Source organism: Aminobacter sp. LjRoot7 (assembly GCF_964252895.1).
GTDB lineage: Bacteria > Pseudomonadota > Alphaproteobacteria > Rhizobiales > Rhizobiaceae > Aminobacter > Aminobacter aminovorans_B.
This window is the reverse complement of record NZ_CAXUPX020000017.1, coordinates 38609-53484: the sequence shown is the minus strand read 5'-3', so window position 1 is coordinate 53484 and position 14876 is coordinate 38609. Positions and strand designations below refer to the sequence as shown.

At 58.2% G+C, this 14876-nt stretch carries 11 protein-coding genes; 6 read left to right on the top strand and 5 right to left on the bottom strand.

Annotation, left to right across the window (positions count from 1 at the left end; translation table 11 throughout):
- The first annotated feature begins 4 nt into the window (after nt 1-4).
- The 4 genes from ACSQ3E_RS29060 to trbI are packed head-to-tail and all read left to right on the top strand — an operon-like array spanning nt 5 to nt 3296.
- Nucleotides 5-667, top strand: coding sequence for a conjugal transfer protein TrbF (locus tag ACSQ3E_RS29060; protein ID WP_263008364.1), 663 nt, complete (start codon nt 5-7; stop codon nt 665-667).
- Between the two features lie 17 nt (nt 668-684).
- A complete protein-coding gene (gene trbG, locus ACSQ3E_RS29055) occupies nt 685-1524 on the top strand; it encodes a P-type conjugative transfer protein TrbG (protein WP_263008426.1) in 840 nt (279 codons plus the stop codon).
- Between the two features lie 3 nt (nt 1525-1527).
- Nucleotides 1528-1980 carry a conjugal transfer protein TrbH gene (trbH, locus tag ACSQ3E_RS29050; protein ID WP_263008363.1) on the top strand — a complete coding sequence of 151 codons (453 nt, stop codon included), beginning with the start codon at nt 1528-1530 and terminating at the stop codon, nt 1978-1980.
- A gap of 11 nt (nt 1981-1991) precedes the next feature.
- Nucleotides 1992-3296 (top strand): IncP-type conjugal transfer protein TrbI, encoded by a 1305-nt coding sequence (gene trbI, locus ACSQ3E_RS29045; protein WP_263008362.1) that lies wholly within the window; start codon nt 1992-1994, stop codon nt 3294-3296.
- Between the two features lie 414 nt (nt 3297-3710).
- Here trbI and ACSQ3E_RS29040 read toward each other — a convergent pair whose 3' ends face one another.
- The 4 genes from ACSQ3E_RS29040 to ACSQ3E_RS29025 form a co-directional block, all read right to left on the bottom strand.
- Nucleotides 3711-5150, bottom strand: coding sequence for a hypothetical protein (locus tag ACSQ3E_RS29040; protein ID WP_263008361.1), 1440 nt, complete (start codon nt 5148-5150; stop codon nt 3711-3713).
- A complete protein-coding gene (locus tag ACSQ3E_RS29035) occupies nt 5137-10140 on the bottom strand; it encodes an AAA domain-containing protein (protein ID WP_263008360.1) in 5004 nt (1667 codons plus the stop codon). Before ACSQ3E_RS29035 ends, ACSQ3E_RS29040 begins: the two co-directional genes overlap by 14 nt.
- Before the next feature lie 472 nt (nt 10141-10612).
- The gene (locus ACSQ3E_RS29030; RefSeq protein WP_263008359.1) at nt 10613-11638 is read right to left on the bottom strand and encodes an alpha/beta hydrolase family protein; all 1026 of its coding nucleotides are present in this window, start codon (nt 11636-11638) and stop codon (nt 10613-10615) included.
- Nucleotides 11628-13241, bottom strand: coding sequence for an RcgA family putative transporter (locus tag ACSQ3E_RS29025; protein WP_263008358.1), 1614 nt, complete (start codon nt 13239-13241; stop codon nt 11628-11630). Before ACSQ3E_RS29025 ends, ACSQ3E_RS29030 begins: the two co-directional genes overlap by 11 nt.
- A 217-nt stretch (nt 13242-13458) precedes the next feature.
- On the opposite strand from ACSQ3E_RS29025, the gene ACSQ3E_RS29020 reads away from it, so the two are divergent.
- The gene (locus tag ACSQ3E_RS29020; protein ID WP_263008357.1) at nt 13459-13626 is read left to right on the top strand and encodes a hypothetical protein; all 168 of its coding nucleotides are present in this window, start codon (nt 13459-13461) and stop codon (nt 13624-13626) included.
- Nucleotides 13627-13751: 125 nt separating this feature from the next.
- Nucleotides 13752-14456 (top strand): autoinducer-binding transcriptional regulator TraR, encoded by a 705-nt coding sequence (gene traR / locus ACSQ3E_RS29015; RefSeq protein ID WP_263008356.1) that lies wholly within the window; start codon nt 13752-13754, stop codon nt 14454-14456.
- A 14-nt stretch (nt 14457-14470) separates the two neighbouring features.
- Here the strand turns inward: traR and ACSQ3E_RS29010 are convergent, their stop codons facing one another.
- Nucleotides 14471-14794 (bottom strand): transcriptional repressor TraM, encoded by a 324-nt coding sequence (locus ACSQ3E_RS29010; RefSeq protein ID WP_263008355.1) that lies wholly within the window; start codon nt 14792-14794, stop codon nt 14471-14473.
- Nucleotides 14795-14876: the final 82 nt, after the last annotated feature.

Sequence of the window (14876 nt, the reverse complement as noted above, 5' to 3'; positions counted from 1 at the left end):
AAGCATGGCCGCGCAGACCCCGCCCGAAAACCCCTATGTCGCTGCACGCCAGGAGTGGAACGACCGCTATGGCTCCTATGTAAAGGCTGCCGCCGCTTGGCGCATCGTCGGCATCGTCGGGATGCTGCTGGCGGTTATCAGCACCTCCTACGCGCTTTATCAAAGTACGCAGGTCAAGCTCGTCCCCTATATCGTCGAGGTCGACAAGCTTGGCACGGCCGCGAGCACCGGCTTCCCGCAGCAGATCGAATATGCGGACCCGCGCGTGGTGCGTGCCACGCTGGGCAGCTTCGTCTCGAACTTCCGGTCGGTGACGCCTGATGCCGTCGTTCAAAAGCAGTATATCGACCGCACCTATGCGCTGCTGCGCACCTCCGACCCGGCAACCGAGAAGATCAACGCCTGGTTCCGCGGCAACTCGCCTTTCGACAAGGCAAGGAACGCCACGGTCGCCATCGAGGTGAACAACGTAGTGCCGCTCTCGAACCAGAGCTACCAGATCGACTGGACCGAATATGAGCGCGACCGGAAGGGTAAGGAGACGGCCGTACGCCGCTTTCGCGGTGTCGCGACAGTTACGTTGACCCCGCCGCAGGATGAAGGCGTAATCCGCCTCAATCCGATCGGTCTGTACATGCGGGACTTCGAATGGACCGCCCAGCTGTGAAAGGCCCGCGCACGCCGATGACCATCACGAAGACAAGAATTTGGGCCGCGCTGATGTCGGTCTCCCTGATCGCGACCGGCACTATCACCGCCACTGCGCCTGCCATGGCTCAGGGGATGAGCGCCAACGAAGAGAAGGGCGCCGGGATTTCCGGGCAATGGCGTGGCTCGCGCGGCCTCGTGACCAAGGGGCCGGACGGCAAGGTCATTTTTCTGTTCGGCGAGGTGCAGCCATCGGTGGTCTGCTCGCCTTTGCAGGTGTGCGACATTGAGCTTCAGGCTGGCGAGGTGGTTCGTGACGTGCTGGTCGGCGACACGGTGCGATGGAAGGTCGAGCCGGCAACGTCGGGGGCGGTTGGCGGGCAGGCGATCCATCTGATTGTCAAGCCCTCAGAGCCGGGGCTCGTGACATCCATGGTCGTCACCACATCGCGGCGGACCTATCACATCCAGCTCAAGTCCCATCAGAGCCAGTACATGGCGCGTGTCGGGTTTGAATATCCCGAGGACGTCTCGACCAAGCTTGCCGACATCAATGCGCGGCTGGAAGCAAGCACGATCCCCGGCGCCGGTGTGCCGGCCGAACAGCTCAATTTCCAGTACAGCGTCAGCGGCCGCGCCGGCTGGCGGCCGACGCGGGTCTACTCGGACGGGCAGAAGACCTACATCCAGTTCCCGCGCTCGCTGTCCGGACAGGATGCCCCGGTTCTGTTCGTCGTCTCCGGCGGCGAGAACCGCATCGTCAATTATCGCATGAAGGGCCACATGATGGTGGTCGACTACCATGTCGACCGCGCCGTCCTCGTCTCCGGCGTCGGCTGGAAACAGGAGAAGATCACGATCCGGCGGGGAGGGTAGGGGATGCAGACCTACAGTTCCCTTTCCCGGCTTGTGGGTATCGCCGCTGTCGCCGCATTGCTTGCCGGCTGTCAGTCCCTCGGTACGGACGGCCTGGTCGCGAGCTCCGCGCCGCAGGAGCTTTCCGGTCCTGCCGCCAGCGCCATCGCCGGCGACATGGTGAGCCGCCTTGCAGAGCAAGTCGGGCCCAGAACCGGCACGATCCTGTTGAAGCCGGACGGTTCGCCGTTCGGGAGCGTGCTCGAGGCCTCGCTCAAGGTCGGAGGCTACGCAGTGGTGAGCGACCAGAAGACCGACAAGGAGAAGCTGATTCCACTCGCCTATGTCATAGACAGTTTCGAGGGGCAGGTCCTGGTGCGCCTCTCGACGAATACGATCGATCTCGGCCGCGCCTATGACGCGACCGCCGCCGGCGCCGTGCCGGTGAGCCCGCTTTCCATCATGCGGCGCGGATAGGGGAGGGGAACATGGTGCAGTCCCTCAAGCTCGGCGGCGCACCCGCGGGTGCGGAGCCGAAGATCCGCAGGGTGAACCGGCTGCCGATCATCATCGCGATCGGCCTCGTCATCACCTTCCTTGCCGTCATTATGTACGGGCTGTCTTCTCGGGGGTTATATTTTAGGGGCGATCCCGGAATCGGAGAGAGTTCCGGCAACCCCGCCTCAACCTATGCCGATCAGCTAAAACGTGGCGTCTCCGACGGCATCATCGGCGAACCGGCCGAGACTCCGGTCTTTCAGCCGACGCCCGTGCAACGCGAGGAAAGCGTCAATCCGTTCACGCCGCAGCCGGCGGCGCGCGAAACTGTCGAGCGACAGGAACCGCAGTTTGAGCCGGAGGCGATCTGGAGGGCACGTCTGGAGCGCGAAGCCGAGGAGCAGTATCTGCGCGAACGCCACCGCCAGCGCATGGCCCGTCTGCAGGCAAACGATGCTGCTTATGATTCACCGGTCGCGGTGAGCACCGGCAAGCTTCAGGGGCAGACAGATGCAGGAAGCGATCCGGGTGCCAAAGGTAGTGCCTCCGGAATGGGCCAGGCCGGCTCGGCCGCCGACCTTTACGCAGCGGCGCTGCAGGCCGGACTGGGTAGGCAGCATCTCGATCCAAACGCCCAGCGTACCAAGGAGGATTTCTTCAACGCCGACATCAAGGAGCTTGGCTATCTCCCGAACCGGGTCGTCCCGCAGCAGTCGCTCTACGAGCTGAAGCGCGGATCGGTGATCCCAGCGACGCTGATCACCGGCATCAACTCCGATCTTCCCGGTCGCATCACCGCGCAGGTCAGCCAGAATGTCTACGACAGCGCCACCGGCCACCGGCTTTTGATCCCGCAGGGTACCAAGCTGTTCGGCCGTTACGACAGCAAAGTCTCGTTCGGCCAGTCCAAGGTGTTGGTGGTCTGGACCGACATCATTTTCCCGAACGGCTCCACCCTTCAGATCGGCGGGATGGCCGGCACCGACGCCAAGGGTTACGGGGGCTTCAAGGACAAGGTCGACAACCACTATTTGAAGACCTTCGGCTCGGCGATTCTGCTCGCCATTATCGGTACGGGCATGGACATGGCGTTGCCGGAGAGCTCGACGCTCGCCACCCAGGACACGGCGTCCGACGCCGCGAGGAGGAATTTCGCGGAGACGTTCGGCCGCGTCGCCGAACGCACGATCAACAAGAATCTCGACGTTCAACCGACACTGGAGATGCGCCCAGGATACAAATTCAACGTCCTCGTCGACCAGGACGTCACCTTCCCCGGCGCTTATCGGAGCTGATGGACGGATCAGAGGTTTTACTGGCAATGCTGCTTAATGAGACGAACGAGCGTTCCGCCATCGTCGTTATACGGACAAGGCGCATCTTATTGGAAATGCCATAGTTTCCGCCTGCGTCAGCTATCTGACCATTTCGGCAAACGAATTTGCCCTCGCCTGACGGACCGGCCGCAAAGGGGTGGATTTCTGCCCGACCGCTTCTGGGCGGCGGAGTTGGGAAAGCGGCCATTCAGGTGGTCGCTGCGCTTCGTCAGCAACGCGCCCTCAAGGTGGTCATTCGCACATCGGCGTCCCTCCACCAAAAGCGGACATAGTCGCCGCCCTTGCGCCGATCTAGGCGGCCAACATGTCTTTTCTGGTGCTGGAACGAGGTTGGGAGGCGTCAAAATCCCAAGTATTGAAGCTTCTTAGGTGTTAGTCGGGACTGCTTTTGCTTTGATAAAACTGATAGCGTTCCAGAAAGTAGGCATACGCCCGGTCGATGACTAGCGGGTCAAAGGAGGCCAGTCCGAGCGGCACTGGATTGCCGGTGGATGCACCGAGCGGAGCGTGAACGATCCCCGCCACCATGACTCCGGGCACCAGCAAGAGCTCTAGTGATTTCGGGAAGTCCCCGACACGGACAACCTGAATTTCATCGAACGTTTTTGCTGTGTACTGTGCAGGCTTATCCCATGCATAGAGGCAGACGGATTTCATATCCGGCTTTTCACCGGGCAAAGTACGCGCGGTCTTCTCCTGTATCAACGTCAGAAGGTCTCGCTGCTGGGTCGTGGCTCCCCACCTGCGGGTCTGCGGCGCGACCGCGTATATGTTGACCGGCGCTTCCGTTACGTTGCGCAGACCGTAGTCGAGCACCGCCTGCACGCGCTCGATGTTGCCCGGCAAAAGTAACGAGCCTACGATAGGAATGGTCTTTCGGTCGGTTCTGGGTTCACCTGCACGGCTGACCGCTTCCCTCCAGTAACGGATTTCGGAAAGACCATTCCGAGTCGTAAACTCTTTCAGAAACTCCGGGGCCATATCGATCAGCGTTTGATACCCGGCGGCAGCGTCGAGGTGAGCGGCTGACGTCTGTTGATCATTCACAAACAGAGCTACGGCGCGCTCGATCTCAGGTCGGTCAGCGATCTCGTGATCCATCCTCCACGGAGACAAGTCGATATCAGCGGCACTGGGATTGGATGCTTGGGCGAACGTCACGAAGCGAAGAGGCATCTGGTATCTTTCGCCCGGCGTAACCACCGGATCGATCGAATAGATGTCACGGCGCTCGGTCTTGCCGCGATCCGCTTGATCTGCGAGTTCCCTGAAGAATTGCTTGAAACGAGCCGGGACGCGCTCCGCTACTCGGCCTGTGCCAGCCGGGTCTTCTGAGGGCAGCTCGGGCAGAAGCCGCTCAAGCTCATCAAGGAAGCGTTTGACCTGGGGAGCTATCGCCATGAGGTCGAAACCGAACGAACGGCGTCGTGCCTCGACGGTGTAGATGGACGGCTGTTCGTCGTCTGCCTTGAAAAGGCCTTCACCTGAAATCGTCAACCAGAGCTTTCCGGCCCTGCGCTCCAGATATCCCGGACCAATGGCCTCCTCCAGAACATACGCCATTTCGGTCTGGCTGTAGCCGAAGAAGGCGGCTGCCTCTTCGTCAGCGATCCCAGGGGCCGCTTTGACGAGGCGCAGCAAGAACTCAAGTGTCGGGCTTACCTGCCCCAATGAGGCCACCTTGTAACTGACCTCGTAAATGCGGCAGGGTAACAGCACATCGAAAATGTCGAGGTCAACGCGGCGATCTTCCTCCGGCGGCACTAGTTCGTGGCCCTTTAGTCGCAACAGCGGCCGACTAAGCTTTCCCATGGGCGCCTCGCTTTTTCATTGAGCTGCTCTGGGATGAGTTTTCCGTTTCTCTGTCTGCCCGAGCTTCCAGCAAATCCTCCGCGGCGATGACCGAAGCAACGCTTTCGTCCGTACGTCGTCCAAAGCCTGCCGATAATTGCCCCATGGGTCTGTTGGCCTTCCATCTATGGCGCGACCCAACGATCACAAGTCTGTCCATCGCGCGGCTCACAGCGACATTGATGCGGTTTGGTGTAACGAGAAAGCCATCCTTTATGGTTTTGACGCCAGATTCGATTCCGCCCAACTCGTTGTTGCGGACAAGCGACAGAATGACGATGGGATTTTCTTTCCCTTGATAGCTGTCGACCGTACCGACCTTCACGTTCTTCTCTAACAGAGAAGCCAACGCGGACTGTCTCAGCTTTCGTTCGATTAGATTGCGCTGCGCAGCGTACATACAGATCACGCCGATGCCGACCGGGTGGTCCTGCTGGGTAAGCAGCCATTCGCGAAACCTGTCATCCGCGTACCACCGGTCAAGCAAATGGACGACCGCATCGGCCTCTGCCGGATTGATCTTGCTCTTGGCTTCTCTCCGCTCGTAGCCCATCGGGCCTAGACCATCGGTCTCAACCCATGTCAGCGGATACTTCAGGTCATCAGGCAATACCTGGGGATCGACAACAGGTCCCGTGCGACCGGCGAGCAGCGTGAGGTCGGGGTAAAATACCTCGGACACGAGCTGACCTATGGGAGAAAGCATCCGGTACTGGGTTTTCAGCCGCGAGCCGGCGGCGAGGCCGTAACCCGTCTTGAACGTGCGCTCGAAATCGCTTCGCTTGATTTCCTTTTTCGCAATTGACGTGCGTTCCGCGACGAGATTGATGACCTCGGGCTTATGTTGCGGCTGTAGCTGCGCATGGTCGCCGACCAAGACGGCCCAGCGCGCAGCCTGTAGCGGGACCAGCAGTTCGCCGGACGTACAGCGGGCGGCTTCGTCGACAATCACCAGGTCAAAAGCGGTGGCCGTTAAGCCCAGCGATGATCGACCGAGTCCCACGCATGTTCCGACAACGATCTGGCGTGTGCCGGCGAGGAACGTATCGAAACTCCGCTCGGCGCGAGACACACTGCCGATAAAATCCCGGCCCAGTCCCGCTATGGATCTCAAACGGTTGATCCTATCCGCACCGACTGCATGTTGCCGCGCCGCGCGTCGTGCTATGGCGGCGGCCGCTTCGTCCATAAAATCGCGCCAATCATCCTCGAAGCCGGATTCTGGCAGCGAAATCTCGATATCGAGCAGCGACAAGTGCTGTTGAAGCGTATCCTTTAGACCGTTGATCCGCTGCACCTGCGCTTCAGCATCGCGGTTCAGCTCGTAGATTTTTTGGACGACGGGCCTTACCGTTGTTTCGAGAACAACGACTTGCGAAATGATGTCGGGCGGAACTCCCAAAGTCTTACCCACCACGGCCATGCGCTCGCCGAATGTGGCGCCGAAGCGATCCTTGTAGGACTGCTCGACGCGGGAGGTGTGATAAGGGCGTAGGGGTGGGGAAACTTGTCCATCATCCATGCCGACGCGGAGCAGACTAGGTAACTCTCCGGTCTTGCGGAATAGAGCCAGGACCGATTCTGCCGCATTGTTTACCGCCTCATGCGACTGACTGGACAGGAGGACGTTCCGAACGAGCCCTTTGGTAATCGCATAGTGGGCAAGAGCGGCAATGAACTTCGTTTTTCCTGTCCCGGGCGGCCCCTGGAGAAGCCCCACCGGCCGGGTATTGATGATTTTTCGAAAGGCTTGCGTTTGGTCGTCATTGAGGCCGTACAGCGCCAATGCCTCGTCGCTCGCTTGCTGCCCCGCCATGTCCGGGGCCGCATCGGAGCGCGTATCAAAGACCGACAACAGGCCGGTGGCGCGACCGTTGCCAGCCAGAATGCGGCCAACGGCGTCGGTCCGCCGCTTGAGGCTGGTGCCCTCGAAGTGACTGAGAAAGCGCAGGCGCTGTCCAGCTTCAACGAGCCGTGAGCCGAAGGACCATCCGCCCTGTGCGTCGATGACAGCAAGGTCTGGCTTCGACCGGTTCAGATCGAGATCACCGATGCGCCGCCAGATTCCTTTCTTATCCTGCTTCTGAACGCCCACGGTATCATTGCGGGAGAAGTCGAACTCACCGCTTTCCAGCTCCATGACGACCTTGTGGCGGCCAATGCCGCGATCGTAGGCGCTATCAAGCTGGGCGACGCCTTCGGTGGTGAGTTCATTCTCAACCTCCATAAGCACACGCCACAGCTCCGGCACGTCGACATCGGTGGTCGGTATATCGCTTTCGGCGATCTCTTCGGCAAGGGCGTCTTCGGCCTCGTCCTCTTGCGGCACGAGATCGGCGCTTTCCGGTGTCTCGGAGGCGGCTGGCGAAGCAGCCCCGGATATTTCTTTTTCGATCCTCGCCTTGACCAAGGGATCATTCAAGATGGGTTCGAGCGCCGATAGGTCCGTGACATCAGACCTCGTGACGTTCAGGGTTTCTCCGATCCTGTGGAATTCCTGTTTGGCCGCAAGGGCAAGAAGCCACTGTTCAAGCTTGCGCCTCGTTGCAACGGTTGCTCGCCCCCCTTGGTCGAGACGAACTTCGAGTTCTTCGAAGGCCCCGCGAATGTGGAGGGCCAGATAGCCACGATGAGGGTGACGACGGACGCGAAGAAAGAGGAAGCCTTCGTCAGAATCGATCGGGCCTGTCTGCTGGCCCGCGAGGGAGACCGAAATTGCTTTGTCGTCGATTGCTTCCTTTTGACCCTTCGACTGAAGCCGTTCGATTGTCTTAGCCAATGATTCTTGTAACGGAAGGAGGGTGGTTAGTGCGGGCGGTTTCTCGCGGCAGTCCCTGATCGCGGAGGCAATGTCGGCCCCGTCCGCGGGATCAAGATCAGACGCGGCCAAGATTTCTTCGGTGATTTTTGTAAGTGCGAACCGGTCGCGCTCCATGCGGTTCCCGCTATCGGGCGCGTAGGCGGAACTTACGACTTCGCCGTCGACACGCGGCGAATAGTCGAGCACATCGATGAGGGTCGGTTGACCTTCCGCACTGACCACTATGTTGGCCGGTTTCAAATCACCGTGCCCGATTCCTTGATCGTGCAGGGCATCCATGATGGAGACGAGGTTGCTACACAAAGATAGGGCTTTGGCGGCGTCGCTAAACTCATGCTCATTGGCGAGAACGGTATCTAGGGCAGCGCCCTCGATCCACGCTTGGACAAGAACAAGACTGTCACCCAGCCAGTACACGCTGCGGACAGGAGCAATCCCTGTCGGTTTGTCGGCCTTCATGTCGGCAGCCCTGCGAAGGAAGGAAAGAAGGCTTCCTCCCTCCTTCTGAACGTCGCCCCAAGCCGACTGTTTCCACTGCTTGACCAGGACCGGGATGTCATCCTCGGCACTGCGCCATGCGTCCATACGGTCGCTTTCAATGATCATCTCCCCTTCAACGGGGAAAGTCGTGAATAACTGGCGTTGTGAGCGGATCGTCGTTCTGAACGATTCGAGCCCCGCGATTATTTCGTCAGGTGTTGGCCTCGACGCTGTTGCACGGTTGAAAGATTCGAGGGCAATGGCCGCGTCCCCGAATCTCTGATCAGGGCTGATTTCCAGAGCCTCCGCGAACCAGTCATGGAGTGCGGCATACTCGTTTGCGCCATCAACTGTGGCCTTCCATTCCGCCGGCTCGCCTGATGGCAGTTGACCGAAAAGCAGTTTGTGCACCGTGACGCCAAGCAGAAAGACGTCCCGGCGCTTCGGACCGCCATCCACTCCCAGCACGTCCTCAGGCACCGTAACTCCAGAAAGAAATTGATAACGGGAAGGCCCGAGGGATTTTCCTTCCGGAATACGCGCCGCCAGCAAATGAGACAGCCTGACCGATGTTGGCAGCTCCAGCCAGATGCTGTGGCCGCCGATATCAAGATGTGACGCATTCTGACGATGCAGCGCCGCAACGGACGATACGATCTGTCGCGCCAGCTCGATCTTCTGACCGGGAAGAGTCGTGGAAGCCTCACTGATGGAAAAGTCATTGAGGCGTCGCATGCGGCGCCTGCGATCGTAAATTTCCCAGTAGTTGACTCCACGGTCGGGATCATCCAGCCGCGGCGTGAGAAGAGTTCGCTCAAGCTCCTGATCCCGGTCGCGGAGCCAGTGGTAAACCTGCTGCTCGCGCCCGGCGATTTCCAGCCGGCCCTCCTCCGTCTGGAAGCGGCCATCGTTGCACTTGGTGAAGTCCCACAATCTCAAGATTCCGAGATTGTTCTTGTTGCCCTCGTCCGTCGCTTCATATTCCCGGTAGATGTCACTGGGATGTGCGTAGCTGAAAATATCCTCGGCAAGATACCTCTGGAATCGACGCCGCCCAGGTTTGAACGGTGAATTGGGACCAACGTTAAAGAACCTGCTTAGCTTATCCTTCCAAAAACCGTCTGTGAGCGGCCTGTGGAGGAATGTGGCGAGAGGGTCGCCGAAGGCCTCGCCTAGCTTGCGCGTATTCGTTGCGAGCTTGATAAAGTCATCAACGGCAAGAACTTTTTCTTTCTCCAGGCCATCGAGATGGGCGTTGGTCGCTAGTCCCGTGAGTACGACAAGACCAACGATGAACGGCACTGGCTCGCGGCGGGTCTCAGTCCTGCTTTTCAGGTGGCTGGCCAGGGGGCCAAGAACCTCGCGCCCGATGTCGCCAATCTTCTGGACCGGGGAAGGGCCGCAGTCCCTGCCATTGTTGTACCAGCGCCCGTCCCTGTTCTCGATCTTGCCGTTCCAGTCCTTGATGTCGACCAGGAATATGCGGTGATCGGAGACGATGATGACGTCGATCTCGCGTGATTTCCCAAGACCCAGCGTCAGATCGAGATTCGTGAAGGCATACCAATTTGACGGCAGCTCCTTTTTGAGCCGCTCAAGGCCTTTTACCTCACGCGAATGAACGCCACGGCCGCAGTTTGTGACCTGCATCTACCCTCGCCCCTGTTTAACAGGCGGGAATATAAACAGGTGTTCTCCATCACGGAACATCTTTCCATCAATGCACTGGAGGTTTGGCAGAATGGCAGCTCATCGCAATTTCTGCCGCCAAAGCGGACAAGCGGCTTCCGGCCCCGGCCCCGCCGTTTGGCGGAACTGAACGAACGGCAGGTTTCGGGCGGCGGCGAAAGCACTCCGAACGGCGACACAGGGGTCGATTCCGTTCATCCGGAGCCTTCGCAAAAATCAGTGGCCCCAATTTTTGGGCGAATTTAGGAGTTTCGCGAAAAGCGCGATCTCTGCACGATAGCAACGCCCGCCAAGGTGACGGCGAAGCCGGTGAGCTGGATTGCTGATAGACCATTCCCAAATCGGCTCGAGAGCAATTTGACGCCTATCGGCGTGGTTCGATCCCGTCTTTGAGTGGTGGAGGAACCGCGTAAGTTGACGGCCAACTCCAAACTCACGCCCGCCGGGCCGCCTTGTCGCCACACGAAAGAAACCGCTTCAAGCTCAAACCCGCCAACAAAATGTAAGGCGGCATGGCGAGCGAATAGTGACCACAGTTTAATTCCAAAATATTTGGCCTAGCACCGGCGTTCTTCAGCCTCTGCATGAACCTCTCCGACAGATCTGGCAACACCACTTTGTCTCTCTTAGCCAACACAACGTGAAGATCGAGATCAGGCCGGGCTAGACGATGTGCGTAGTTCTCCAGGTTAAGCGTCCCCCAGACCCGCCTGAGATCGGTCAGATCAATCCTAGGCTCAAGGCTATCGCGTATCGCGCGTGTCGCGCGACCAGTCCAAACCATATCGGCCAGACTCCCCGCCGTCAGAAATAACGAGGCTTTCGACACCGCCGGATCATGCGCTGCGATCAATCCAGCGACCCAGGAACCCAAGCTCATACCGAGAACCGAAATGTCTCGATAGCCTTCGCGCTTCAACCAACGTATGAGTTTTCGCCCATCCCATACCGCCTGCCTTACGGATTGGATCGTTCGACCAAGGTTGGCGCTAAGCATGTAATCGGCGTGCAGCGATCCGGGTCGGCTACGCTCGAAGTGATAGGGCATCGCGATCTCGACAACCGTGATGCCGCGCTTCGAGAAGAAGCTGGCAATCCGGCGATTTCGGGAGCTTGCATTCCAATGATGAAAAATCACCATCGCCTGATCGAACGACCCGCATTCTGTGATTTTCGCCCAGACGACATTATTGTCTTCGATGTCAGTAGAAACGTCCGACGGAAATTTGAGCCATCCATCTCGCCTTTCAAAACCCTGATCGCTCACACTCGGCTCATCGAAAAAGGTTGGGTCCGCCACGGCCTGGTCCGCAACGACACAAAATTCCTTGATACTTGTTGTCTCCCTCGCACTTGGAAAGGCGCGTTCCGCGTCAAGGACGAAATCCGTTGGTTTCTTCCCTTCCTCTCCGCGAAGGGCCTGGCGTTCGTCCCAACGATCGAGCCAACTATGGAACACTCTGATTGTTTCCTAACTCGCTCGCTCGCCAGCGGCCTAATCCTGGATCGAACAGGCCGTATAGTGCGATTAGCACTGAAATGGCCAGAAGGGTCGAAAAGCCGGCAAACGCGTCGATCAACAAGTAGCTGACAACAAGTAACGCCACGGCCACCGACATCTTCCGCAAAGGCACATGAAATCGACCTCCGACACCCAATCGGATGGAGCCATACAAAAATACAAAACAGGTCGAAATAACGATAAGGAGGCTGCTGTAATGCGTCGGCATACGATAGCGGAACCCGGTGCTTACATCGTCGCGACCTTGGAACATTGAAGACATATCGCCGACCAACCACGTCACAATATTCTCACCACTGGATGCCAGATAAGAGCTCTGGACCTTCATCCATATGGCGACCAGAACCCCCAAAACAGTACACCGAAAAACCCCACGCATCACTGTGAGGCCGGCTTCATTGAGCTCTTGCTGATGATCAACATGCGGCAGCTTCTTCAATCCGTCCCCAATTCTCCAAAGGTCATGAACAATCGCATAGAGCAAAATGAGACCTGCGAAGAAAAGATAAAACACCATGCACATGTATAGGTAAGCGAGACCCGTAAAAACGATTGTTTCGGGGACAGATATGACCTCAGGACGCACAAGAGCTATTTTTCCCCAATCCATGGCATAATTGCCACCGCCCTTCATTAATGGGATCAAGGACACGCCGATCCATTGAAGAAGACCCGCGAACAGCAAGCAAATCAAAAAAACAGACCAATATGTGTAAGAGGAAGCGTCAACGTTGCGCAACCAGGCGTCGTCGCTTTCCACCTGATCGCTCTGCGCTGCGAGCTTTCTGCGCCCCTCACTTTTCCAGAAGACCAGCAACTCTATAACGAAGAAGAAAAACAGCGGTAGGAATACCATAAAGTCTAGTGTCCAATTTGCGGCCCAAAGGAATCCAACCTGCTTAACCAGCCCGTCCGCTCGCTCGAAGGTGACGTTGTGGATCCCCATGATGTACGACAAAAAGCCGAGGGCGGTCATGCCGGCAAACACCGACGCCGGTAAATTCAGGGGAGATCCCTGGCTAAAAAACGCCTCCGATTTCCTCGCCAAGCTAAAACGCCGCCCCGGCCTCTTGGCGTCGGTATCTCGTGTCAGATCTATCGGGGATTCTGTCTCGTCATCGAAGGTTGCAGTCAGTGCCGTATCCGAACTCTCCTGTGCTACGCTGCCTCCGACTATCTTCCATTCTCGTCTCTTTGCCGATAACCGCGACTGCGCCGCACTAAGCTCCATCTGCCATTCGCTGGTTGCCTCCGGATCATCGCATCCAAAGATCCTCGCCAGCCAACGAATGTTGGCAGTGCTAATTCCCTTCTCGTTCTCTTGAAACCAAAGCTGCACCGTTCGCAGATCGACCCCAACCCGGTTGGAATCAATCTGTGAAATCGCTTCTGCAAGAAGCTCGGGCGTCCATGGGCCTGCAGGAAACCCGTCTTTGCCCAACGGCCGACCCGCACCCGCGGCCGCCAATCGTTTGAATAACTGTTTGAAATCACTCCCGTCTCTCGGCGCAGGGAGAAATAACTTTCCGTTCCTAAACAATGACTTATAGGCTCTAATTTCGTTCCGCTTCGCTCGGCTTCGTGTCCTATCGTGCGCTCGTCCTTAAATCAAAGTTTTTATCAAATCGATTTTGACCGGCACGGGTGAGCATCGAATGAAGGGACAACGGGTCTGCGGTTTGCCGATGAACACGGCGTATTGGTTGATAGACGAAGCTCCATCAGCCGCGTGCAACCCAAGGAGCTAAGAGCACCTGATGTCGAAGAATATCGAGCGCGGCAAGCGGACACGCTTCAGAACCGGCGCCCGTGTCGAGCAACCCTTCACCGAGCAGAAGGACCGCATGGGACTGTTCATCCGCACCATGGCCGGTCGCGTCCACGCCAAAGGCAACATCGGCACCGGCATCTCGCCTACAATCTGAAACGTTTTGTCTGGTGGCAGGGGCCGGAGTGTGAGCAGGGACGCCAAAACTGGCGAAGTAATCGTACGGGAAAACAAACGGGCGGAACCGGGGCGGAGACAGTTACACATAGGAGAGGCTATCCATTGAAGACATTCTTCCAGAAGCTGACCGACCTCTCGTCCGTGGCACGAACGAAGCAAATGCTTAAGGAGGGGCTGGCCGAACTGGTGCAGGAGCTTGGTTTCGACTGCTACGCCTATGGGGACTTGCAGCCTTTCAGAACATATGCCGTGTCGAACTATCCGCCGGAATGGCAGGCGCGATACCTCGCCCAGAATTACATCAAGGTTGACCCCCTCGTCTCGATGGCCCAAGCACGGATGCAGGCGTTCACTTGGGCGGCCGAGAGCCCTCATCAGTCAACGGACAAGCTGGTTCGGCGCTTTTATCGCGAAGCGGGAGATTTCGGCATCCGATCGGGTGTCACCATCCCCATCCGCACAGCGTTCGGGCACATATCGATGCTCACGCTCGCATCGCACAAGCCGTCTCTGTCGCTTGAAAATGAGATCGACCAGATCGCCGCGGTCACTGCGGTCTCGCAGCTTCATGCGAAGCTAGAACAGCAGGACGCCGAACCCACGGCCAGCTTTCATGTAGACCTGAAAGCCAAGCAGGCGCTCTGCCTGAAATGGTCGGCGGAAGGAAAGACGATGAAGGATATCGCCGCGATCGAGAACATCTCTTTTGCTACAGTGACGTTCCATCTAAACAATGCACGCAAGGCGCTCGACGTCGGAACGCTGCCCCACGCGACCGCGCTGGCGACCAAACTCAAGCTGATCTAACCGGACGGCGGAGCTCAGTCCCTGGGAACGGACGGAAAATAGCCGAGGACGTCGAGCAGGGTCGACAGCACAGTCTGCTGGGCGTGCATGTCGATCATCGCCGTAATATAAGCGATATGGACCGATCGTGCCGCTTCGGCCGGGGGATCACCAGCCTCTATCGCATGCCATTCGTCTTGCCGTGCTTCTGCAAGGTCACGAAGCCGCCGGTGAGTCTTGATCGCCCGGATTGTGATCCGTTCGAGATCTGACGTTGGAAGGTTCTCAGTCAGGCCGACGACCGGCCTCAGGACGAGTTTATGCTCTGGCTGCACATAGCCTTTTTCATCATCTGGCATCGTAATCTTCTACAAAAGGCGTCCGCGGTACGCCCCCGCCGACAGACATCCTTTGAACCCAAGCCGGGGGTTAGAAAACTGT